The organism is Streptomyces luteogriseus, from assembly GCF_014205055.1.
Taxonomy (GTDB): Bacteria; Actinomycetota; Actinomycetes; order Streptomycetales; family Streptomycetaceae; genus Streptomyces; species Streptomyces luteogriseus.
Genome location: NZ_JACHMS010000001.1, coordinates 148667 through 171533 on the forward strand (window position 1 = coordinate 148667; position 22867 = coordinate 171533).

Consider the following 22867-nt stretch of genomic DNA (forward strand, 5'->3'; position numbering starts at 1 on the left):
GCAACCGTCCCGGTCCTCTCACAGCGCGGGCGGAACACAACGCCTCTCACATGACGGCCCCGGCCCGGACCTCGTGGACGTACCGTGCCGCCTGCTTCCTTCTCACAGCACCGGAGGACGAGGGAACCATGACCAGAAGACGCACTGCTCGGCTACGGCGTACGCTGCTCGCCGGCACCACGGCCATCGCCGTGACGGCCGTCACGGCCGGCATCGTGGCCGCAGCTCAGGAGCCTGCGAAGGCCGCAAAGGGTCCCGAGCTGAGCCTCGTCGCGGCGACCACTTCGGTGACGCTCACCTCCTGGAAGGAGGATCCGGGTGTGTACTTGGACCTCGGCACCTACCTCGTCGCCGAGAAAGCGCCCCTCGAGCTGAAGGTGACCCGGAAGTCCTACAAGGACCCGGTGACTGTCACCCAGACCGTGTACGAAGGCGGCAAGGCCAAGGCGAAGAAGCTGCCCAAGGGCACCGTGAAGGACTTCTCCGGGCTGCCCGGCTTCGCAGAGATCACCCTGACAGACAAGGCCGGCAAGAAGGTCCTCACCCGCAGCGAGAGCTTCTGCCCGAACAACGCCAGCGGCCGAGTGCGACCCGACGCGCCCTCCACCTCCAAGTATCCGGAGAGCTGTCCCACCAACCCCTTCACCCTCGGCTCCGTGTGGGGCGTCGAGAAGGGCTGGGCGTCCAACACCTACGCGGGCTCCTACGGCGAGCCGGTCCAGCTGCCGGCCGGTACGTACACGGCCAAGGTCGGTGTCACCAAGAAGTACCGCGACCTGTTCGGCATCACCGGCAAAACGGCCACGGTCAAGGTGACCGTGGTGGAACGAAGCGAGGAGGACGAGGAGAGCTCCACCGGGGCGGCGCCCCGCTCCGCCAAGTCCGGAGAGCACGCCGGGCACGGTGCCGGTCACCAGGCGCCGACCGCGCACGCCGGTCACGGGCCGGGGCATGCCCCGAGTCCCGCCGAGGCCGCCGCGCCGGTGACGAGCGGTGCGGGTCCCTCGTACAACGTCGGCCACGGTCCGCTGAAGGCCGCGCCGCCGGCCCTGCCGTGGGCGCTGAAGAAGAAGCAGATGTCCGCACAGTCTCCGCAGGCCGGGGACATCGGCGGCCAGACCGACGGTTCGCGTCAGGCGCCCGCTCTCAAGCCGCTGTCGAAGCGGCCCGCCGGCAAGCCCTCCGTCCCGGACGTCCCCAAGCCGGACCTGCGCTCGCTGCCGGCCTACGGCATCACGATCAGCGACGGCGACGAGGACGTCCCGGGCAAGGACTACCTGGCGTTCAGCGCCAACGTCTGGAACGCCGGCCCGGCGCAGCTCGTGGTGGACGGGTTCCGCAAGCCCGGCAAGGCCAAGATGGACGCCTTCCAGTACTTCTACGACGCCAAGGGCAAGCAGGTCGGCTACACCCCCACCGGCACCATGGAGTGGGACCCGCGCCCGGGGCATGTGCACTGGCACTTCACCGACTTCGCCAGCTACCGGCTGCTGAAGGCCGACAAGAAGGAGGCAGTGCGCAGCGGCAAGGAAGCGTTCTGCCTGGCCAACACCGACGCGATCGACTACACGGTGAAGAACGCCAACTGGCACCCGTACAACACGGACCTGGCCACCGCCTGCGGCGAGGAGAACTCGATCTCCGTCCGCGAGGTGCTGGACGTCGGATCCGGTGACACGTACACCCAGGACCTGCCGGGCCAGTCGTTCGACATCACCGGTGTGCCCAACGGCACCTACTACATCCAGGTGCTGGCCAACCCCGAGAAGCGGCTGAAGGAAACCAACCTCGGCAACAACAGCGCCCTGCGGAAGATCGTGCTCGGCGGCGAGCCGGGCAAGCGGACGGTCACCGTGCCGGCGCACGACCTGGTGAACGCCAACTGACCCTGCCGCGCGGCTGAGAGGGCGTCCCCGCCCGAGAGCAGGGCGGGGACGCGACGTGTTCCGCGGCAACCCGACTACACCGAGCGGCTCACCATCCTCCGCCCTGAGGCAAGGTACTGACGATGGCACACACGACACGGCTCACCCGCTTCGCACTGTCCGGCGTCGTCGTCGCGGGCGGACTTCTGACGGGCTGCGCGTCGGACGACAGGTCCCTGACGTATCAGACCGACTACAGCGATCACCGGCCCCTGCGGGTCGTCGGCTTCCCCTCCGCCGGAAGTCTCGAGACGGTGCAGAAGGCCGTGTGGCGGCTCGCCGACGGTGACACCGACGGGCTGGCGGCGCTCGCCGTCGACGACACGCAGGCCGATGTCACGGCCCGCAACTGGGTCAAGGCTTTCGGCGCCGCCGCCAAGGAGAACGTGACTGCCGACTTCTACGACGAGGGTTCCGTCCGTCAGGTCGTGGTCCTGTACTTCGCCGGGAGCGGTCAGATCAAGGACATCGAGGCCCGCATCGGCGAGGACGGCTCCTGGGGGCTCACCCTCGCCGAACCCGACCCGTCCGAGGCGGCGGCCGAACCCACCTGGGTCCCGCCGAAGCCCGGCGGCTCCGGTTCCCGCACCTCCGGCGCCCCGTCCGGAAGCTGACGGGCCACCTGCCCCCGCCCTTCGAGGACCGCACTCCGGCCAAGCAGGGTGCGGTCCTCCGCAACTCACGGACCGCCACGGACTCCTGGCGCGTTCTCAGCGCACCTGGGACGTGTACGGGCCGACCGCAGGTGCTCGTGGAGGGCCGCGAAGGCGGTGAACGTGAGAGGGAGGGTCACTGCCGCGGCGACCAGGAGGCCGACGAGGACGGGTGCGAGGATGCCGGCGTAGTACGCGGCGAAGAAGTTGCCCGTTGCGTGTTCGAGAAGGGCTCGAACCACGGGGCGCAGCGGCAGACAGAGCTCCGTCGCCAGCCGTACCGTCCCGGCGGTGAGCGCGGCCAGCGGCAGCGCGAGGGCGAGGAGGCGGGCGAATCCCGAGCCCGTCCAGGTCAGTGACCACGAGCGGCGCAGGGCCGCGCGCGGTCCGAGTCCGGCCGCTGCCGCCGCGGGGGCCAGGGAGAGGGCCAGGCGCAGCAGCACGGCGATCGACACGGCAGCCGCAGGAGAAGCCTCGACGAGTGCGTGGGGCCACGATCCGCGGTCCAAGGGCTCGGGGGTGTCGAGCTGGTAGCCGGTGAGGCGGTCCGCCACGACCGTGGCGAGCACCGGCAGGGGCCATACGATCAGGCCGCGCAGCGCGTACACGGCGAGCACCCGTCGGAGTCGCACGGCATCCGCGACGTGTGACTCGTCCCCCCGCGAGTGCCCGTGAGTTCCTGCTGCGACCGCCCGGGAGCACACGCTTTGCAGGGCCGCGCTGCCTGTGCCCAGCAGGAGCAGGAAGAGCGGGAGCGTGCCGAGGGCGACCAGCGCCAGGTCGGTGTGGTCGTGAAGGTAGGGGTCCTCGGCGTGGCGGTACCAGATGCGTTGGTTCCGCATGTGGGTGAAGACCGGCCAGGCGAGCGCGAACATCGTGGCCGTCATCAGCAGCGCGACCAGTCCGCACAGGCTGACGACGCGCGCTGTCGCACCCGCCACGGTGCCACGGTGTCGTCGCAGGACGGCGAAGGTGGTGGCGGCGACCCCGCGTTCGGGGCTCCCGCCCGTGGGTGGCACCGCGCGGTCGATCTGTGTGGGCATGGAGGGCGCGCCTTCTCTACGTCCGGTCCGTTCCGTCAGGGACGCGGGCCGGACCCGGCGTGGTTCTCCCGAGGCGTCACACTCCGAGCGGGTCGCAACGTCCCAAGGGGTCCAGGTGTGTCCGGCGGCGGACGTACCGCCCCGGCAGGCCCTCCCCCGTCACCCGGCAGGGCACGGCCCACCTCGTCGAGGTGGTTGGCGGGCCGTGTCCTGCCGAGTCTCGTCGAGCAGCCGTGCCTGCGCTCAGCCGCCGTTTTCGGCTCAGCCGCCGCTCTTGCGCCGGAACGACCGCTGGTTGGCGGCCGGACCGTGCGCGCCGCGGATCTTCGACGCGTGAGGGTTCGCGGCGAGGTCGGCGGCGTCCGCCTGCATACCGCGCTTGCGGGCCAGGGCCTCGCGGAACTTGCGCTTCAAATCGTATTGGCCGTCAGCGTCGGGCGTGAGGGCACGGCTCTCGGCGTCAGCCGGCTCCGAACCTTCTGGTGACGGAGACTCTTCGGCCATGGTGACCTCCTGGGCTCGGCGTTGGAGAGCACAGCTTGTCATGCCGAGCGCCGCGTGCGGCACCGCCGACCGGTATGGCCCCGTCGCTCCGGCTCACAGCCGGGGTTCAGCGGTACGCAGCCTCAGCCGCGGCGAACCGCCCCGAGCTGGGCCCGGTGCAGGCCGGGTGCGGTGAACCGCTGTGCCACCGAGCGCAGAACGCGATCCATCGCCTGGGCGGGTGGGGTGGCGGGGCGGGCTGTGGCACGGGCGAGGAGGATGCGGCGGGTGGGGGCCGGGACGTCGGACGCGAAGGGCAGGAGGCGTACGTCGCTGCGCCGGCTGGTGAGGGCCAGACGGGGGGCGAGGGCGATACCGAGACCAGCGGCGACCATGGCCTGCGCCTCCTGGTAGTCGTGCGAGGAGTAGGCGATCCGCGGCTCGAATCCCGCCTGGCGGCAGCTGCGACGAAGGACGTCGGCGACGGGGTGGTTGTCCGCGCGAATGATCCACTCCTGGTCGGCGAGGTCACCGAGTCGCACGGAGGGATGGGTGCGCAGGGGTGAGTCGGCGGGGACCACCAGCACCGTGGGGTCGTCCAGGAGGTGTGTGAGGGAGAGCGCCGGATCGTCGAGACGGTTCCACTCGTAGTCCCAGAGAAGCCCCTGCTCCACCTCCCCGGTGTGCAGCATCTCCCGGAGTTCCGCGAGGACCCCGGCACGCACCTCGATGCGGATGCCTGTGTGGCGGCGCCGGAAACGGGTGAGCGCGAGCGGCAGCAGGGACGCGCTCGCCGTGGGGAACGAACCCAGCCGCAACGTGCCCTGATCGAGGGCCGTGAAGGAATCCAGGTCGGCCTGCGCGGCCCGCAGTTCGCGACGGATCGCCTGTCCGCGTCCGGCCAGCGCGGCGCCCGCCGGGGTGGGACGGATACCGCGCGGCAGACGCTCGATCAGGGGCTGCCCGGCCTCCTGCTCCAGCAGCGACATCTGTTGTGAGGCGGCGGAGGTGGTCATGCCCAGCGCCTCGGCCGCGGCGGTGAGCGACCCGCGTTCGGTGGCCTCGGTGAGCAGCAGAAGACGGCGGACGTTCAGCATGCCTGTGACTTTAGCTGAGCTAAACCCTGGTGAAGCAAACTGCGATTGTTCCGAAGGCACGCCTCTGCGAAGGTCTCCGCAATCGCCGAGCGGTTCGCCGGGCGCATGCGACGGCAACCACCGCCTCGGCCCTCCCCTTCCCCTCGTTGATCAAGGAAGAGCTCAGACGTGCACACTCCCGCGACCCTGGTGCGTGGCGGCACCAGCAAGTGCTGGCTGTTCAACCAGGTCGACGTCCCCGCCGGCCGTGGCGAGCTGGAGAAACTGCTGGTCTCCGCGTACGGCGCCACCGATCCCGTGGAACTGGACGGCGTGGGCGGGGCGACCCCCACCACCTCGAAAGCGGCGGTTGTCAGCGCCTCCCCCGAACCCGGCGTGGACGTGGACTATCTCTTCGCCCAGGTAGGCATCGGCACGGGCTCGGTCGAGTGGACGAGCAACTGCGGCAACTGCGCCACGGGGGTCGCGCTGTACGCGGTCGCCAAGGGCATGGTGGCGATCACCGGTGACCGGACTCGTGTGGTGATGCGCAATTCCAACACCGGCGCGGTCCTCGAAGGGCTCGTGGACACCACCGGTGGCGTCGTGCACCACTTCGGCCGCCAGACCGTACCCGGCACCCGCGCCGGCGGGGTCGCCGTCGGCCTCACCTTCCGCGATCCGGCCGGCGGCACCACGGGTTTACTGCTCCCCACCGGGCAGGCCGCGCAGGATCTGCCGGTCGCTGCCGCCGAGCCGGTACGGGTGAGCATGGTGGACGCGGGAGCACCGGTCGTCCTCGTCGACGCCCTCGCCGCCGGACGCACCGGCGCCGAGGCACTGGAGCAGATGGGCGCGGACGTGCCCTGGTTGCGCACCGTGCGTCATGCCGCCGGACCTGTGATGGGGCTGCTCGAGCCGGGCGACGAACCGGGCGACGCGGTGCCCAAGGTGGGCCTGGTGGGCCCGCCGGTGCCGTACACCACCACCCTCGGGGAGCAGATCGCGGCCGATGACTACGACATCTCGGTGCGCATGCTCAGCATGAACGCCCCGCACCCCGCGATCGGTCTGACCTCCGCCGTCGCCGTCGCGGCGGCGGGACTCGTCGAGGGCTCCGTGGTCTGCCGGACCGCGGGCGGCCCGACCGAGGAATGGCTGCGTCTCGGCACCCCCGCCGGCATCGTCGCGGTCCGCTGCACGGACGTACGGGACGGCCTGCCGCGGCGGGTCACCGTGCAGCGCGCGGCACGGCTGCTCGCCGACGCCCGTATCTACGTCCCGGATTCAGGCCGCACGCAGGCTGCCTGAACCGGGACGGACATCACCTCGGTCGGCCGGTCCCCCAGCCGCCCGCACCGGGATACCCTCGCGCCCTCGAGGCGCGCCCCTCCCCCTCGCACCAAGGACAAAGATGTCTGCTGAAGTGATCTCCATAGGCGCGCTGCTGGTGATGTTCGTGGTCGGCACGGTGCTGCCGATCAACCTGGGCATCCTCGCGTTCGTCGCCACCTTCGCCATCGGCACCGCCTCGCTCGGCCTCACCGAGGACGAGATCTTCGAGGGGTTCCCCGCGAAGCTCTTCGTCACCATCGTCGGGGTCACCTACCTGTTCTCCGTCGCCCGCCGCAACGGCACCATCGACTGGCTCGTCGCGGCCGGGGTACGGCTGGTGCGCGGCAAGGTCGCGCTCATCCCCTGGGTGCTGTTCCTGGTGGCCGCCCTGCTGACGGCGTTCGGCACGTTCACTCCCGCCGCGGTCGCGATCCTCGCGCCGATCGGCATGAACTTCGCCTACCGCTACAAGCTCAACCCACTGGTCGTGGGCATGATGGTGATCAGCGGCGGGCACGCGGGCGCGTTCTCCCCGCTCGCCGTGTCCGGTGCTCTGGTGCTGGGCCTGGTCGACAAGACCGAACTGCAGGTCTCGGCGGTGACGCTGTTCAGCGCCAGCTTCCTGATCAACCTGGTGCTCTCGGCACTCACCTACGCGCTGCTCGCCAAGCGCCCCGCGCCGCTGGCCGAGGGGTCCGAGGAGGCGGCCGAGGACGAGGATCTCGCCGTGTCCGACGGGCCCGACTGGCGCCAGTGGCTCACCCTCGCCTGCCTGGTGGCGCTCGTGGTCGGCGCGCTCGGCTTCCATCTGGAGATCGGCTTCCTGGCTCTGGCGGCCGGTGCCCTGCTGGCGCTGGTGGACATGAGGCGCCAGGAGAAGGCCGTGGACGGCGTCAGCTGGTCCACCCTGTTGCTGGTCGCGGGCATGATGACCTACATCGCCATGCTGGAGAAGGCCGGCATCATCGAGAACATCTCCGAGCACGCGGCGGGGCTGGGCGCCCCGGTCGCCGTCGCCCTGCTGTTGTGCTTCACGGTGGCCCTCACCTCCGCCTTCGCCTCCTCCACCGCGATCCTCACCGCGATCATCCCCATCGCCGTACCGCTGCTGCTCTCCAGCCATCTGAGCGCCGCCGGACTGATCGCCGCGCTCGCCGTCTCCACGACGATCGTCGACACCTCGCCCTTCTCCACCAACGGCGCCCTCGTTCTCAGCAACGCCCGCGGCGTGGACCCCCGCCGCTTTTACCGCCAGGTCATCGGCTACACCGGCGGAATCGTCGCCCTCGGGCCCATCGTCGCCTGGGGCGCCCTGATCCTGCCCTGGTCGTAGCCGCACAGCGGCTGATTCTGGAGGCCGGGCCGGCGTCAGGCCGGGCGGATCACGCCCTTGATCGCTGACTGGCCGGCGAAGAACACCGACTCTTCCTGGATGCGCGCTCCTGGTCCCGGTGCGTGAATCATCGTGCCGTCGCCGCTGCAGATGCCGACGTGGCGGAGGTCGTCGTGGAAGAAGACCAGGTCTCCGACCTGGACGTCGGCGAGCGAGACCGGCATTCCCGCTCTCCACTGGGCCTCGGCGGTCCGGGGAAGCGTGACGCCCGCGGCCTTCCACGCGGCCTGCGTGAGACCGGGGGCGTCGTACGATCCCGGCCCGACCGCGCCCCATACGCAGGGCCGACCGATCTGCGCCCGGGCGAAGGCGATCACCCGCTCCGCCTGGGACCTGTGGCCGGCATCGGACGACAGCCAGGATCCACCGTAGGCGGCTGATGGGACGGTGGTGTACGCGGTTTCGCGTGCCGCGGAGACCACCGGTGACGCCGGGACGGGAGCCGCGGTCTGCGCGGCGGGGGCGAGCGTGGTGCCCCACTCGACGGGCAGCGCCTGAGCAGGGGCCGCCACGGCAGGGGCGGTGATGTCCGGCAGAGCGGCGCCATAAGCCGTGGTGGGGTCTGGACCGGTGGCCGACGCCGCAGCGAGCTGCGGGGCGGGAGCCGGGCCGGGGGCGGGGGCGGGCTCCGGTGCCGGGGCGGGTTCGTACAGCGGCCATGCCGCCATGTCGCCGCCCGGGGCCAGGTGCGCGTCGGCGCGCCAACGGTTCTCCCCCTGCCCGGAATCGCTCACCGCCGCCGGTGCGGTGGGCCGGCCGGCCAACTGCGGGAGGACGGCAGTCGTCGGTGTCCGAGCCGCTCCGCCGGTCAGCTCCCGCACCGCACGGGTGGGCGCCTCGGGCGCTTCGAGGGCGAGGGGCTCCGCGGGTCGTTCGGCGGGGCGCCCGGGGCCCGCCGCCCGGGGCGCGCGGTCGGGACGGGCCGGCAACCTCTTGTCCGGCAGCGACGCCGGCACCACCGGGCCCAGCTTGGCCCGGGCAGCGTCGAACCACTGCCGGGCAAGGGATCCGAACGCGGGTTCCGCGTCCTCCGGGGCACGGTCGCCGGGTGCCGTGCCCCGCTGGCGCGGGATCGCGGCGGCGCGGGTCGCGTTGAACCTGCCCGTGTCGCTCTCGGCCCTGTCGTAGAGGCGGTCGACATACCGACGGACCTCGTCAGGGCTCGGCGCCTCGCTCTCAGTCGCCAACGGGAGCACCAGCAGACCGTGAGAGCCGGGCCTCGGCAGTGAGGGCCTGCGGGGCAAGGGAGTCGGCCTTGTCCGCGAAGCCTGTCCTTCCGGGGCGCGAGGTTCGTTCCGACGCCATGGAGAGGGCGCTCCTTTCATCCGAGAGTGCGCGAGACCGCCCGTCAAACGGCGGAACTCGCGCAGACAGTGGCCAACTTAACGAACTTGTGTGTCTTCCGTGAAGATCGAAGCCGCAAATGCCCCGATATGCTTTTGTGACCTTGATCCCTCCCTTCACCGTCCGAACGCGCGCGGTCACCCGACACCCCGTTGTCGCGCCTTGGCGTCGCCGAACGCGCCGCCATCGAGGAGGGCCGTGACCGTCCTCGACGGCGGCATCCCGGTCGGCACCGGCTACCGCCTGCTGCCCGCCGGACGGCCCGGCCTCACTTCAGGTGTCGGTCCAAGAACCGGCACCCGTCCTCCAGTTCGAACCACGGGGTGCCGGTGTGCCCTCCCAGGTTGGCGTGCAGCGTCTTCTCCTTGCTGCCGAAGGCGTCGAACAGGTCCAAGGCCCGTCGGCGGGGGTTTCCTTCGTCGTCCCACTGCAGAAGAAGCAGCAGCGGGATGGTGACCTGGCGGGCCTCCTCCCGCTGGGCACGGGGCACGAAGCCGCCGGCGAAGAATCCAGCGGCCGCGACACGCGGCTCGACCACGGCCAGCCGGATACCGAGGGCGGTCCACCCTCCGGAGTACCCGACCGGGCCTGCGATCTCGGGCAGCTCAAGGAGGGCGTCCAAGGTCATCTGCCATTCCGGGACCGCCTTTTCGACCATCGGGCCGACGAGGGATTCGAAGATCTCGTCAACCGGCTCACCGGCCTGCAGCGCCCGCCGGAGGTCGGCACGGGCCCGCTCCTCGGCGGCGGACCTGGGGCGGTCACCGCATCCGGCCGCGTCGATGGTGGCCACCGCGTAGCCGCGCGCCGCGGTGTACCGGGCCCGGGCCACCAGCCGGGGATCGGCCTTGGGCAGCCCGTTGTTGTGGGCCATGAGGACCAGCGGGGCCGGTGCGATTCCGGACGTCCACAGGGTCCCGGGGATCTCACCGAGAGTGAATTCGCGCTGGAGGACGCCGTCGTCGAAACGCTGTTCGGAAGTGAATTGCACGGTCGTGCCTTTCGGGAGGGCTCAGAGCGGCGCTCCCGGACGATCTATCGCCCGACCGTGACCCCGAAGGAGAGCACCCATGTCGGCATTGCGTTCACAGGTACCACCTCCTCGTCCTCTCGCACGGTCTGCGGGAGATTAGCAACGGTCGCCGTCGTCGGGCAAAGGGTTTTCGCAGTGCTTCCGGGGCTGCGCGCCTCACCCCATAGTCGCACCGGGATGGTTCTTCACCTGAAAGAGCTAAGGATGCCGCAAAGATGGGAAGGGGATGAATACTCGGCCACCAGCCGGTGAGACATTCAGTATGACCGAACCCTTACCGGACAGTCCGGCCTCGGAGCTTGGCGTACCGCTGTCCACCTCGGTCGTCTTCACGGCCGACTTCACCTCGACCACCCAATGGGTCGCGGGCCGTTCGTGGGCTTATCCCGGAGGTGGACCGGTCAATCCGCGCGATGACAAGCTCGACTACTTGGTGCCCGACGGCGCATACAGCCGATCAGGCGTATTCCGCGCCAGGCGACGACCGGACGGCCGGTGGAACACCGGGTTGCTCACCACGGAGGGAAGCCAGGAGGGATTCACCGTCCGCGCCGGGGACGTACTGGAGGCCCGCGTACGGCTTCCGAAGGACGTCGGCGCCTGGCCGGCGATCTGGACCTGGCGGGACGGCGACCAGGAAATCGATGTCTTCGAGTACCACCCGGACAACCCGGACCTCCTCGAATTCACCAACCACGTGCGCCACACGAACCGTTACCACCATGCCGAGGCGGTTGAACCGGGCGCATGGGTGGACCTCCGCACCGTGTTCGGCTCCCGATCGGTGGACTGGTGGCTCAACGGCAGGCGGGTCTTCGCCGACGGACGAGGCGTGGGCCGCTCCTGGTACGCCTATCTCATCGTCAACCTCTCTGTATGCGCCGGGCGTTACCACCCGCCGCCCCAGCCGGAGACCACCGAGATGTCGTACGAGGTGAGCCACTTGGTCGTACGGCGGCCCGTCACAGCAAGCACACGCGTTGACATGACGACGGGCGCGTGCGAGGACAACCCGACCCCCGCTGCGAGCGATCACCAGCCGTAGGCCGCCGACACAGGACGATGTCACGCGGAATGTTTGTAGATGACGCCAAGACGGTGGTGCTCGCGAGGAGACATGTGGTCGTCTCGATCCGACGGGAAGAACACCGCACAGACGCCGGCAGGTCGGGTGAGGATGCTGGACTGCTGTCCGAACGTCAGGCGATCGTCGGCGTCGTGACCGCAACCCACTGCGTCAAGACCGGCGATCAGATCCGCACGGAGAACGGTGGATGAGCAGGACTCCGGTTCCGGCAGGAGCAGCGGCGGCAGCTTCGTCGTCGACCCCGGCCAGAGCCTGATGGAGATTTCGCTCACGAGGCGCTGAGCAGTGGCCAACTCCAGGCCGTCCCAGGCATAGGGGTAGCCGTCGATATCCGGCCCCCTCATCCGAATCGCCGGGTGCGGGCGCCCTGGTCCGAGGAGCGCCTCGGCCTCGGACAGCGGCATGCCGCAGTGCAGGGGACCGATCCGGCCGGTCCGAGCGAAGTCGACGAGCAGATCCATCAAGGTCACGACGATCACTGTGACATCTCCCGCACCGGCCCACACCTGGATGACCTCGCGGAGCACCAGCGGAGACCACGGGCTGGGTCTTTGACGACGTCGTGCACAGCGCCGGCCGCGGGACAGCCCGCGGACTCTGCGACGTCTCAGAACAACCGTGCCTGATAGCCATGTTGGACAGGGCGCGACGCGGGCGCGCCGGTGTTTGCCGGAGTCGGTTCGTCGCCGAAGAGGGGAGCCGTACCGCACTCGTCCAGTTCGGCGGGGATCCGTCCGTCCACCTCAGGGCGGGGCGGCGCGTCACGGTCGAAGTCGTCCGGGGTCATGCACACCCAGTCGCGGCCGCCTTGCTCGCTCACTCGCCCTCACCGCCTCTCCCCTGGCCCGCCCCATGAAGGCGTCCCCTGATCAAGTGTTGCCCACCCGTGATCAGTTCCATGACCGGCCCTCCCACTTCCCTCCCGATCGCCTCCGCCGGCGCTCCGAGGACCGGTTCGGCCGCGGGTGCGCCACGATGGAGGGGTGAGAACGCGACCAGTGCTGATCTTCGACGGGGACTGCGGCTTCTGCACCACGTCCGTGGGCGTCGCCCAGCGCCTGGTGCGGCCCCGGTGCGACGCCGTGGCATGGCAGCGCGCGGATCTCGCGTCGCTCGGCGTCACGGCGGAGCGGGCTCACCACGAGGTCCTGTGGGTGACGCCCACCGGGCGGGTGTACGGCGGTGCGCAGGCCGTGGCGAAGATCTTGCTGAGCGCGGGCGGCGTGTGGTCGGTCGTGGGAGCGGTGCTCAGCCTGCCGCCCCTTCGCTGGGCCGCCCGTGCCGTCTACCGTCTGGTGGCGGACAACCGCGGGCGCCTGCCCGGAGGGACGGCGGCGTGTGCGGTTCCCGGAGCGAAGCCGCACGGGACGTAGCCTGCGACGTCCTCGGCGACTTCCGCGCCGCGACCGGGCGGATACGCCCGTCACGCCGCCTGGGCATTGTCCCGTCGCAGTGCCGCGCGCAGCCAGTCGTCCGCTGAGCCGGGGGTCGGCTGCGGACTGCCGCCCGGCGGAGTCAGGACGATGGCGGTGAGTTCCCAGTAGCGGTTCAGGCGCGGATCGGCCGACAGGCGGACGGCGAGCAGGCGGCGGAAGGCGTGGGTGTCGCGGCTGCGGTAGGCGCTCGCGTATGCCGCGACGTAGGCGTCCAGGGCCTCGCCCGGATGCGGGTCGTGTGCCCTGCGCACATGTGGGGCCGCGAGTTCGAATGCCTCGACGAGGCCCTCGTACAGCAGGGCGGCGCCACCGGCGCCCGCTGTTCGGTGTACGTCCGGTTGGGGCTGCCGGCCTCCTGGGCAGGGAGCCGTCGTCATCGCGTGCAGCCGGGCGAAGGCAAGGGCCTGGTTCGGGTGCGGCTCGTCGGGCGGCTGGGGGACGGCCGCCTCCAGGAATGCCGCGATTGCCGGGCGCGGCATCCGTGGCGGCAGCCAGGTGCGCCAGAACCTGGCCAGTGGTGCGGTGCTCGGCGGGGTGTTCAGCGCGCCGATCAGCCGCAGCCGGTCGGCGCGCTGATCCGGCGGACAGTCCCGCACCAGTTGGAGTGCCGCTTCCCGCCAGCGCAGGGCCTTCAGTTCACTGCCGAGCTCACTCAGGCGGCTGTCGACGGCCTTCTCCAGTGCGCGGCCGGCTGTGTCCTCGTCCTCGAGGACGCGGCGGATCTCGGGCAGGGGCAGGTCGAGGGTGCGCAGGGAACGGATCAGCTGCAGTCGTTCCAGTGCCCGAGGGCCGTAGCGGCGGTGTCCGCCACTGCTGCGGGCGGCTTCGGGGAGCAGGCCTTGGTCGGAGTAGAAGCGGACGGTCTTCACGGTGGCACCGGCGCGCTCGGCGAGTTCCCCGATGCTCCACAGCGGTTCGTGCGACGTGGACAGTTGAACCTCCCTCAAGGGGAGTTCCTACGGTACCGGTGCGCGGGGCAAGGCAGGAGCCGTGCCCCGCGGACGAGGGCGTACGCGACCGGCGCGGCGCCATCCGACGAGTCCGGGGAGGGCATTGTGCAGGTGTTCATCATGGTGGCGGGAGCGTTCACAGGGGCCCATGTCTGGCAGGAGACGGCCGCGCGGCTGGTCGCGTCGGGCAGCGCGGTGCACGCGGTCCCACTGACGGGCATCGACCCGGCCCGGCCCGCCCCGCCGGCGCAGGTCGGGCTGGAGACGCACATCGAGGACGTGATCGCGGCGATCGACGCGGTGGACATGACGTCCGGGCCGGAGATCGTGCTCGTCGGTCACGACTACGGGATCCACCCGGTGCTCGGTGCCGCCGACCGCCGGGCGGAGCGCATCACACGGGTCGTGTACCTGGACTGCGGAATGCCGCAGAACGGTGTTCCGGCGCTGGCGGCCGTACCGGACCAGGCGTTGCGGGCGCAGCTGGCCGAACGGGCCGAGGCAGGTGAGCGCGAGGGCGTGCTGGCGCCACCGGCCCATGGCGAGTGGGCACGCTGGGGCAGTACCGCCGGTGTCGGCGAGGCGGCGCTGGAGCGGCTGACCGCCCTGGCGGCGCCACAGCCGCTGGGCACCCTGTTCCAGCCGCTGCGGCTGACCGGAGCGGTGGCCGCGGTTCCCGTCACCGGTGTGCTGTGCGCCCGGAACGGGGCGCGGATCGATCTGGTGCAGAGGCTCGTCGACTTCGGCGACCCCGCCCTGGCCGCCCTCACCGAACCTCAGGTCACCTTCTTCGAACTTGCCACCGGGCACTGGCCGATGCTGTCCTGTCCGGACGCCTTGGCGGACGTCCTGCTGGAGGCGGCGGCCGGTGAGGGGCATCGCCTGCGGCCGGCCGGCGACGATGCGCCGGCGCCTGCCCACCTGCGCCCGTTCCCGATGGACGTGCCCGAGCTGCCTCGCGACCGTCAGGGGCATGTCGATCTGTACGTCCCCGACGGCGAGGGCCCGCGACCGGCCGTGCTCGTCGTGCACGGCGGGCCGGTGCCCGCCGGAGCATGCCCGAGCCCGCGTGAGTGGCCGACTCTGGTGGGCTACGCCCGTCTGGCCGCCGCCGAGGGCATCGTCGGAGCGACAGTCGACCATCGTCTCCACGACATCGCGGACTACGACCGCGCCGCCGCGGACATCGCCGCCGCCGTGGAACTGGTGCGGGCCGACCCCCGGGTGGACGGCGACCGGATCGCCCTGTGGTTCTTCTCCGGCGGCGGGCTCCTCACCACGGACTGGCTGGCAAAGCCCCCCGCCTGGCTGCGCTGCCTGGCCGCCTCCTACCCCGTCCTGGCCCCCTTGCCCGCGTGGGGGATGTCCGGCAGCCGCTTCCACCCCGCCCGGGCGGTCGGTCAAGCGGGGTCCCTGCCCGTCGTCCTCCTCCGCGCCGGGCGAGAGGCGCCCGAGATCGCCGCGACGGTCGACGCGTTCGTGACCGCGGCCCAGGGCTGTGCAGCGCGACTCGAGCTGGTCGACGTCCCCAACGGCCACCATGGGTTCGAGACCATCGACCCGCCGGAGGAGACGCTGCCTGCCCTGCGCGAGGCGATGCGCTCGGTGGTCGCTCACCTGACCGGCTGACGCCCTGGCTGCGGTGTTCCCCCCGGAAGATGGTGGCGCCAACACCACCTCAGCCAGGGGGCGAACGCCATTCTGCCGCCGGAGAATGATCTGGATACTGATCGCCATGACCAAATCCATGGCGCTTCCGGTGGCTCCGTCGACGCAAAGAGAACATCAGGAGAAGACCAGGGGAAGTGACTTCTCCGAATTGTCCCGGCGTATAGCGGAGGCCGGACTTCTCCGGCGCCGCCCCTTCTACTACACCGTTCGTTTCGGGCTGGTCGCCCTCGCTCTCGGGGGGTGCGTCGCCGCCTTTCTCACACTGGGGGACAGCTGGGGCCAGCTGTTCGTCGCCGTGGCGCTGGCCGTGGTCTTCGGGCAGCTCGGACTGGCTGCCCATGACCTGGCCCACCAACAGGTCTTCTCCCGTCGACGGCCCAGCGAGGCAGGGGGGCTGCTGGTCGCCGACCTGTTGCTGGGCATGAGCTACGGGTGGTGGATGAACAAGCACACCCGGCATCACGCGAACCCCAATCACGAGGGCAAGGACCCGGACGTCTCACCGGACATTCTCGTCTGGTCGCGCCGGCAGGCACGCAAGGCCCGGGGGCTGCCGCGTTTCGTCGGAAAGCACCAGGCCGCGCTCTTCTTCCCGCTACTGACCCTGGAGGGTCTGAATCTCAGCTTCAGCAGCTTCCGTGCTCTGAAAAGCTCCTCGGTGAAAAGGCCCGCACTGGAGTGCACCCTGCTCGTGACGCACTTCGTGTTGTATTTCGGCGGCCTGTTCGCTGTCCTCTCCCCCGCCAAGGCGCTGCTTTTCCTGGCCGTCCATCAGGGCCTGTTCGGCATCTACCTCGGTTCGGTGTTCGCACCCAACCACAAGGGGATGCCGATGATCGAAGAGGGGACCCGGCTGGACTTTCTGCGCCGCCAGGTCCTCACTTCGCGCAATGTCCGGGGTGGCGCCCTGGTGGACGCCTTCATGGGCGGGCTGAACTACCAGATCGAGCACCACCTCTTCCCCAGCATGCCGACCCCCGCACTCGCCAGGGCGCAGGTCATCACCGAGCGGTACTGCGCGGAACTGGGCGTCCCGTACCACCGGACGGGGCTGATCGCCTCGCACCGGGAGGCGCTGCGCCACCTCAGGAGCGTCGGCGAGCCGCTGCGCGCCCCGGCAGAAGGCTGACCCGACCGGCTGGACCGGGAGGCTGGATTGCCGAGGGCGTCAGCGCAGCGGCTTGTCCAGGACCGCCTTGCGGTGGCTGAACGTCTCGATGGAGTAGCGACCGTGATAGTTGCCCATGCCGCTCTCCCCCACCCCGCCGAACGGCAGGTCGGAGACGGTGAGATGGGCGAGCGGGAGGCCGTGGCCCAGGCCGCCCGAGGAGGTCTCGGCGGCGAACCGGCGCCGCGTCCCGTCGGACTCGGTGAAGACGTACAGGGCGAGCGGCTTGTCCCGGTCGTTGATGAAGTCGATCGCCTCGTCGAGGCCGGGGACCGTCACGATCGGCAGGATGGGGCCGAAGATCTCCTCCCGCATGACGGGGGCGTCGGGGTCGACGTCGGCCAGGACGGTGGGCGCGAGGTACTTCGCCGTCCGGTCACTCGTGCCGCCCAGGACGGTGCGGCCGGAGTCGAGCAGCCCGGTGAGCCGGTCGAAGTGCCGTTCGTTGATGATCCGCCCGTACTCGCCGGAGGCGGCCGGGTCGCTGCCGTACAGCGCCTTCACGGCGTCCGCGAGCAGCGGTTCCAGCGCTGCCGAGGTCTCCGGGTCGGTCAGGACGTAGTCGGGGGCGACGCAGGTCTGTCCGGCGTTGAGGAACTTGCCGCGGGCCAGCCGCTCCGCTACGACGGTCAGGTCGGTGTCGCGGTCGACGAACGCCGGTGACTTTCCGCCGAGTTCGAGGGTGACCGGGGTGAGGTGCTCGGCGGCGGCGCGCAGCACGATACGGCCGACCGTGCCGTTGCCGGTGTAGAAGATGTGGTCGAACCGTTCCGCCAGGAGGGCCGTGGTCTCGGGAACGCCGCCCTCCACCACGGCGACCGCGTCGGTGTCGAGGTACGCGGGCAGCAGCCGGGCCATGGCGGCGGAGGTGGCCGGGGCCAGCTCACTCGGCTTTGCGACCACCGTGTTGCCCGCGGCCAGGGCGCCGACGACCGGGGCGAGCAGGAGCTGGGCCGGGTAGTTCCAGGGCGCGATGACGAGGACGACGCCGAGAGGGTCGTACTGCGTCCAAACCGTCACGTCCGCGCCGAGGTGGGCCGGGGTCGGGGCGGGCTCGGGACGCAGCCAGTCGGCGAGGTGATCGAGGGTGTGGTCGATCTCGCGGACGGTGAAGTCGATCTCGGTGCGGTAGGCCTCGGTGGCGCTCTTGCCGAGGTCGGCGTGGAGAGCGGCGGCCACGTCCGCGCCGTTCTCCGTGAGCATGTCGCGCAGTCGGCGCAGTTGGGCCGTTCGCCATTCGAGGGGCTTGGTACGGCCGCCGCGGAAGGTGGCGCGCAGACGGGCGACGACGTCGGCAGGCTGCTCATGGGCGGAGTGGTTCACGGGTTCCTCGCAGACTCGCAGTCGGATGTATATACCAACCTTCTGACCGCTCTTCCGCATTCCACCGCTTCCGAACCACATGCGTGCCGTGTGTCACAGCAGGCGCAGGCCCCGCCGGGGACACGCGCGCACAGCGTTCACGGCATGTCGCTGCCGCGGATACACGCCCCAACGGGCCTTGAGAGTGGGGTGAGGGTGGGATCGCCCTCTCAAGGCCCGTTCTTCCCCCGGCGCGGTAGGACGCCGAACAGCGGGGCGCCGGCCCGCGATGCGCGACGTGCGCCCCTGCCCGCGCCACGGCGTCCCGTCAGCCGGCGGCGAGGAGCTGCAGCGTGTCGATCACGCGGTTGGAGAAGCCCCACTCGTTGTCGTACCAGGCGACCACCTTCACGTGGCGGCCGTCGACGCGGGTGAGAGCGGCGTCGAAGACGGACGAGGCGGGGTTGCCCACGATGTCCGAGGAGACCAGCGGGTCGTCGGAGTATTCGAGGACGCCGGCGAGCGGCCCCTCGGCCGCGTCACGGTAGGCGGCGAGCACGTCGTCGCGGGTCACGTCGCGGGCGACCGTCGTGTTGAGTTCGACGATCGAGCCCACCGGCACCGGTACGCGGATCGAGTCGCCCGACAGCTTGCCGTCCAGGCCGGGCAGGACCAGGCCGATCGCCTTCGCGGCGCCGGTCGTGGTCGGCACGATGTTCACGCCGGCGGCCCGGGCGCGGCGGGCGTCGCGGTGCGGACCGTCCTGCAGGTTCTGCTCCTGCGTGTAGGCGTGCACGGTGGTCATGAATCCGTGCTCGATGCCGGCGAGGTCGTCGAGCACCTTCGCCAGCGGGGCGAGCGCGTTGGTGGTGCAGGAGGCGTTGGAGACGATCGTGTGCAGGTCCGGGTCGTAGGCGTCGGTGTTGACGCCGAAGGCGAGGGTGACGTCGGCGCCGTCCGACGGCGCGCTGACCAGCACCTTGCGCGCGCCCGCGTCGAGGTGGGCGCGGGCGGCCTTCGCCGAGGTGAAGCGGCCGGTGGCCTCCAGGACGATGTCGACGCCGAGTTCGGCCCAGGGCAGCTGCGCCGGTTCGCGCTCGGCCAGCACCTTGATCCGGCGGCCGTCGACGACGAGGGCATCCCCCTCGACGGTCACCGGACGCCCGAGGCGGCCCGCCGTCGAATCGTAGGCGAGCAGCCGGGCGAGCGTGGCGGGCTCGGTGAGGTCGTTGACGGCGACGATCTCGAGGGCGCTGTCGCGTTCCAGCAGGGCGCGCAACACGTTGCGCCCGATGCGGCCGAATCCGTTGATGGCGATGCGAGTCATGAGTGATGTCCCTTCCTTATCCCCACCAGGCTCGCCCGCCGCTCGGGCCGCCGACAGTGGCGCGATCGCCATGGTTCAAAAGGATCCCGCCATGGCAGGCGCTGCGACAGCCGCCATGGCTACTCGCCCCGGGTGAAGGTGCGCCGGTATTCGCTCGGTGTGGTGCCCAGGATGTGCTGGAAGTGCAGACGCAGGTTCGCGCCGGTACCGAGCCCGACGTCGGCGGCGATCTGTTCGACGCTGCGCTCGGAGCGTTCCAGCAGTTCACGGGCCCGGTCGATACGGGCGCGCATCACCCACTGCATCGGTGTGTAGCCGGTCTCCTCGACGAAACGTCGGGAGAACGTACGCGCCGAGACCCCTGCCTGCCGCGCCAGCAGGTCGAGGGAGAGTGGCTCTCCGAGCCTGCGCAGCGCCCACTCGCGGGTGGTCCCGAAACGCTCGCCGAGCGGCTCGGGCACACTGCGCGGCACGTACTGGGCCTGTCCGCCGCTGCGGTAGGGGGCCGCGACCAGACGGCGGGCCGCGTGGTTGGAGGCGGCCACTCCGAGGTCGCCGCGCAGGATGTGCAGGCAGAGGTCGATGCCGGAGGCGGCGCCGGCCGACGTGAGCATGCTGCCCTCGTCGACGAACAGGACGTTCTCGTCGACCTGGATCAGCGGATGTCTGGCCGCGAGGGCGCGCGTGTAGTGCCAGTGCGTCGTGGCGCGCCTGCCGTCGAGCAGGCCCGTAGCGGCGAGCGCGAAGGCGCCGGTGGAGATGGCGGCAAGCCGTGCGCCGCGCGCATGGGCGGCGATCAGCGCGTCGACGACGGGCCGCGGCGGGTCCTCGCGGTCCGGATGCCGGTAGCCCGGGACGAAGACGATGTCGGCCCACGCCAGCGCGTCCAGGCCATGGGCGACGTGGTACGCGAGTCCGTCGCCGCCGGTCACGAGGCCGGGCGTCGCCCCGCACACCCGCACCTCGTACGGCATGCTCGCGCGCGTCGTGAAGACCTGTGCGGGAATGCCGACGTCGAGCGGCTTCGCGCCCTCCAGCACAAGGACGGCGACGCGATGAAGACGGGAGGACTGCACGGAGAGAGGCTACGTGGGACAAGACGTCGACCGCCCTCTGCCCGGGCCCGGGGGGGGGCGACAGCAGCCGGGCGATCGTCCTGGGGGCCGCGCCGACCCTGCACGGACGGCACTGCGGACGGCCTGCAGTGTCTCGCCCCGGGCACCGGGTGCGGCAGGTGTAGCCGTCAGGGTGGGCTTGCGGGGCTCCCGGATGGGGCGGTCCCTCTCGGGACCGCCTCGGGGCCGCCTCGGGGCCGCCTCGGGGCCGCCTCGGGGCCGCAGAGAGTGGGGCGTCGTCGGCCACTCGGCGGCTTCCCCTGCGCGGGCCGTGAGGCCCGGCTCTGCGAAGAGGGAACCGGATGCTCACTTGCGTGCTGCGGCTGCGTCCCGACCCTCGTCGGGATCAGGATTGGCCGGAGTCCAGCTGGCAACCCGGGTCCCGGCAGGGTTGGGCAGCTAGCCCTGCCGGGTCCTCCGGGGGCCGGCTCCCGGAGGGCTCACACGTGGTGACCTGCCGCGACCGGACACGTAGGGGGAGGAACCCGGGCAGGCGCGAAAAGCGCGCCGGTCGGCGACGGGATGAGCGATCTACGGACTGCGGAAAGGGGCCCGGCATCAGCCGGACCCCTTCGTGCTCGCTGCGAGGACAGGGTGTGAACCAGCACTCACTGGATCATGAGCCCTCGCGAGCCACCGAAGCGCTCTACCCCGCACCAGTGGTGCCGCACGGCACCGTGGCTCTCGCGGGGCGGTACGGATACTCTTTCGTCAGCCTCGCACGATGTTCTCGGCCTGGGGGCCCTTCTGGCCCTGGGTCACGTCGAAGGTGACCGGTTCGCCCTCGACGAGCTCCCGGTAGCCGTTGCCGGTGATGTTGGAGTAGTGGGCGAAGACGTCCGGGCCGCCTCCGTCCTGGGCGATGAATCCGAAGCCCTTTTCGGCGTTGAACCACTTCACGGTGCCGCTGGCCATGCTGATCGTCCTTCACTATCGCCGAGAGGTCCCGGCTGGTCTGTGGGTGGGGCCGTCCGTCACAGGAAGGCACCCGCCGACCGTTCTACCCCCTCGGCCGCCGATTATCCGACCTCCGCCAGTCTCGGCACACCGAACGCTCACTCGATCAGGTTCCTTGCCCCCATCGACTACGAGGCTCTTTCAGGCCCTGCCCGGCATGGACCCTCGTCTGCCGGCACATCGGCGCCCCGTGGACCACGGACACGATCGCGGTGGCCTGCCGCCCGAGCGGCGGCCCGCGTTCGAGAGTGCCGAGGACCTGCCGGAGAAGCTGGGAGCGGACGGCACCACCATCACCGTCGGCGATCCCGACGCGAAGGTGAAGGTGCACCTCTACGAAGACCTGCGCTGCCCCGTATGCGGGCAGTTCGAGACCTCAGGCGGCGGTCCGCAGTTGCGCAAGGCGGTCATCGACCGGCACGCGACAGCGCAGTACACCCTGGCTTCCTTCCTCGACGACCGGGTCGGCGGCAGCGGATCCGAAAAGGCGGTCAATGCACTGCGCGCGGCGTTGAAGGAGGGCAAGTTCGTGGAGTACCACGAGGTGCTCTATCTCAACCAGCCCGAAGAGAGCGTCGACGGCTACACCGACGCCTACCTGCTGAAGCCGGCCGGCCAAGTGGAGAGCCTGCGCAGCACGGCGTTCGACGCGGCCGTCAAATCCATGAGGTACCGGGACTTCGTGGCCGCTTCGCAGAAGGCCTACGAGCGGGCCGGAGGGGCGGCGGAGCCCGAAGGGCCAGGCACACCCACCGCAGTGATCAACGACAAGCGGATCCCCCGCGGAAACCAACGGCATCCTTCAGGACGGGACCGTCTTCGCCCAACTCCTGCAACAGATCCACGCCAATCCGTGGCTGACACGCGGGGCGCTGCTCCTCTCCCTGTGGCTGCGTCAACACCTGCTTGAAACGCCCGACGGCGGGGCAAGCGGATGCTCTGGAACAGGGGAGGATGCCATGACCGTGACGGAGCAGCCCGTCGGGCCGGACGACAAGCGCACCGCGTGCTGCGCGCAGCACCACAGCCCGAGTGCGAGACCCGGTGCCGAGGCGCCCGAGACAGCGCGGGAACGGGTCAACCGGCGCTGGAACGAGATACTGCAGGAGACCCGGGTCACCCAGACCGGCGTGCAGATCCTCTTCGGCTTTCTGCTCAGCGTGGCCTTCACCCCCCTGTTCCGGGAGTTGGAGACGTTGGACCGCGCCATCTACGTCGCCACGGTGGTGCTCGGGGCAGCGGCCACCGGAGCGCTCATAGCCCCCGTCTCCATCCACCGGTTCCTGTCCGGTCAGCGCATGAAGGACGAGGTGGTGGAGACCGCCGGCCGCTTGATGATGTGCGGCATGGTCCTTCTCGCCCTGACCATCGGCTGCACGCTCCTGCTGATACTCCGTTTCGTCGTGCCCGGCGTTCTCGCCGAAGTGCTCGTCGGCGGGGTCATGCTGTGGTTCGGCCTCTGCTGGTACGCGCTGCCGCTGCATCTGCGACGTCGTGGGGACCGCCGCTCCCGCACCTCGGACGCGTAGGGGACGAACACGCCCAGGGCGGTGAGGAGTACTCGGCAGG

21 protein-coding genes are annotated in these 22867 nt (G+C 70.7%); 10 read left to right on the forward strand and 11 right to left on the reverse strand.

Features of this window, described 5'->3' with window-relative positions; all coding sequences use genetic code 11:
- Positions 1-128: 128 nt before the first annotated feature.
- Together BJ965_RS00695 and BJ965_RS00700 are read left to right on the forward strand one after the other, a co-directional pair.
- Positions 129-1886, forward strand: a complete 1758-nt coding sequence (locus BJ965_RS00695) for a lysyl oxidase family protein (RefSeq protein ID WP_184906845.1) — start codon at positions 129-131, stop codon at positions 1884-1886.
- A 122-nt stretch (positions 1887-2008) separates the two neighbouring features.
- Positions 2009-2539, forward strand: coding sequence for a hypothetical protein (locus tag BJ965_RS00700; RefSeq protein WP_184906846.1), 531 nt, complete (start codon positions 2009-2011; stop codon positions 2537-2539).
- 65 nt (positions 2540-2604) lie between these two features.
- Here BJ965_RS00700 and BJ965_RS00705 read toward each other — a convergent pair whose 3' ends face one another.
- From BJ965_RS00705 to BJ965_RS00715, 3 genes are all read right to left on the reverse strand, one after another.
- Entirely contained in the window at positions 2605-3621 is a 1017-nt protein-coding gene (locus BJ965_RS00705) for a hypothetical protein (protein ID WP_221513026.1), read from the reverse strand.
- Between the two features lie 261 nt (positions 3622-3882).
- Positions 3883-4125 (reverse strand): DUF5302 domain-containing protein, encoded by a 243-nt coding sequence (locus BJ965_RS00710; RefSeq protein ID WP_184906847.1) that lies wholly within the window; start codon positions 4123-4125, stop codon positions 3883-3885.
- Between the two features lie 122 nt (positions 4126-4247).
- Complete coding sequence (locus BJ965_RS00715) at positions 4248-5201, reverse strand: LysR family transcriptional regulator (protein ID WP_184906848.1); 954 nt, start codon at positions 5199-5201, stop codon at positions 4248-4250.
- Positions 5202-5369: 168 nt separating this feature from the next.
- Between BJ965_RS00715 and BJ965_RS00720 the strand changes: the two genes are divergently transcribed.
- Positions 5370-6491, forward strand: coding sequence for a PrpF domain-containing protein (locus BJ965_RS00720; protein ID WP_184906849.1), 1122 nt, complete (start codon positions 5370-5372; stop codon positions 6489-6491).
- Positions 6492-6594: 103 nt separating this feature from the next.
- Positions 6595-7848 carry an SLC13 family permease gene (locus tag BJ965_RS00725; RefSeq protein WP_221513027.1) on the forward strand — a complete coding sequence of 418 codons (1254 nt, stop codon included), beginning with the start codon at positions 6595-6597 and terminating at the stop codon, positions 7846-7848.
- Positions 7849-7883: 35 nt separating this feature from the next.
- On the opposite strand, the gene BJ965_RS38900 is transcribed toward BJ965_RS00725, so the two are convergent.
- Complete coding sequence (locus BJ965_RS38900; RefSeq protein ID WP_246545801.1) at positions 7884-9095, reverse strand: C40 family peptidase; 1212 nt, start codon at positions 9093-9095, stop codon at positions 7884-7886.
- Between the two features lie 425 nt (positions 9096-9520).
- On the reverse strand, positions 9521-10243 hold the full coding sequence (locus BJ965_RS00735) for an alpha/beta hydrolase (protein WP_184906850.1): 723 nt from the start codon (positions 10241-10243) through the stop codon (positions 9521-9523).
- 304 nt (positions 10244-10547) lie between these two features.
- Here BJ965_RS00735 and BJ965_RS00740 point away from each other — a divergent pair, with 304 nt between their 5' ends.
- The gene (locus BJ965_RS00740) at positions 10548-11330 is read left to right on the forward strand and encodes a family 16 glycosylhydrolase (protein WP_184906851.1); all 783 of its coding nucleotides are present in this window, start codon (positions 10548-10550) and stop codon (positions 11328-11330) included.
- Between the two features lie 20 nt (positions 11331-11350).
- On the opposite strand, the gene BJ965_RS00745 is transcribed toward BJ965_RS00740, so the two are convergent.
- The gene (locus tag BJ965_RS00745; RefSeq protein ID WP_313666672.1) at positions 11351-11851 is read right to left on the reverse strand and encodes a hypothetical protein; all 501 of its coding nucleotides are present in this window, start codon (positions 11849-11851) and stop codon (positions 11351-11353) included.
- Between the two features lie 504 nt (positions 11852-12355).
- On the opposite strand from BJ965_RS00745, the gene BJ965_RS00750 reads away from it, so the two are divergent.
- Entirely contained in the window at positions 12356-12745 is a 390-nt protein-coding gene (locus BJ965_RS00750) for a thiol-disulfide oxidoreductase DCC family protein (protein WP_184906852.1), read from the forward strand.
- Between the two features lie 50 nt (positions 12746-12795).
- Here BJ965_RS00750 and BJ965_RS00755 read toward each other — a convergent pair whose 3' ends face one another.
- Positions 12796-13740, reverse strand: coding sequence for a helix-turn-helix domain-containing protein (locus tag BJ965_RS00755; RefSeq protein ID WP_184916614.1), 945 nt, complete (start codon positions 13738-13740; stop codon positions 12796-12798).
- A 123-nt stretch (positions 13741-13863) separates the two neighbouring features.
- On the opposite strand from BJ965_RS00755, the gene BJ965_RS00760 reads away from it, so the two are divergent.
- Both BJ965_RS00760 and BJ965_RS00765 read left to right on the forward strand, forming a co-directional pair.
- Positions 13864-15387 carry an alpha/beta hydrolase gene (locus BJ965_RS00760; RefSeq protein ID WP_184906853.1) on the forward strand — a complete coding sequence of 508 codons (1524 nt, stop codon included), beginning with the start codon at positions 13864-13866 and terminating at the stop codon, positions 15385-15387.
- 106 nt (positions 15388-15493) lie between these two features.
- Positions 15494-16558: a fatty acid desaturase family protein gene (locus BJ965_RS00765; protein ID WP_184906854.1), complete on the forward strand. Its 1065-nt coding sequence runs from the start codon at positions 15494-15496 to the stop codon at positions 16556-16558.
- A 39-nt stretch (positions 16559-16597) separates the two neighbouring features.
- Here the strand turns inward: BJ965_RS00765 and BJ965_RS00770 are convergent, their stop codons facing one another.
- From BJ965_RS00770 to BJ965_RS00785, 4 genes are all read right to left on the reverse strand, one after another.
- A complete protein-coding gene (locus BJ965_RS00770; RefSeq protein WP_184906855.1) occupies positions 16598-17920 on the reverse strand; it encodes an aldehyde dehydrogenase family protein in 1323 nt (440 codons plus the stop codon).
- Positions 17921-18227: 307 nt separating this feature from the next.
- The gene (gene gap, locus BJ965_RS00775) at positions 18228-19226 is read right to left on the reverse strand and encodes a type I glyceraldehyde-3-phosphate dehydrogenase (RefSeq protein WP_184906856.1); all 999 of its coding nucleotides are present in this window, start codon (positions 19224-19226) and stop codon (positions 18228-18230) included.
- A gap of 119 nt (positions 19227-19345) precedes the next feature.
- Positions 19346-20302, reverse strand: a complete 957-nt coding sequence (locus BJ965_RS00780; RefSeq protein ID WP_142156253.1) for a GlxA family transcriptional regulator — start codon at positions 20300-20302, stop codon at positions 19346-19348.
- Between the two features lie 750 nt (positions 20303-21052).
- Positions 21053-21256, reverse strand: coding sequence for a cold-shock protein (locus BJ965_RS00785; RefSeq protein ID WP_030850640.1), 204 nt, complete (start codon positions 21254-21256; stop codon positions 21053-21055).
- A 232-nt stretch (positions 21257-21488) separates the two neighbouring features.
- On the opposite strand from BJ965_RS00785, the gene BJ965_RS00790 reads away from it, so the two are divergent.
- Positions 21489-22208, forward strand: a complete 720-nt coding sequence (locus BJ965_RS00790; RefSeq protein ID WP_313666673.1) for a DsbA family protein — start codon at positions 21489-21491, stop codon at positions 22206-22208.
- 49 nt (positions 22209-22257) lie between these two features.
- Positions 22258-22827, forward strand: a complete 570-nt coding sequence (locus tag BJ965_RS00795) for a DUF6328 family protein (protein ID WP_184916617.1) — start codon at positions 22258-22260, stop codon at positions 22825-22827.
- Positions 22828-22867: the final 40 nt, after the last annotated feature.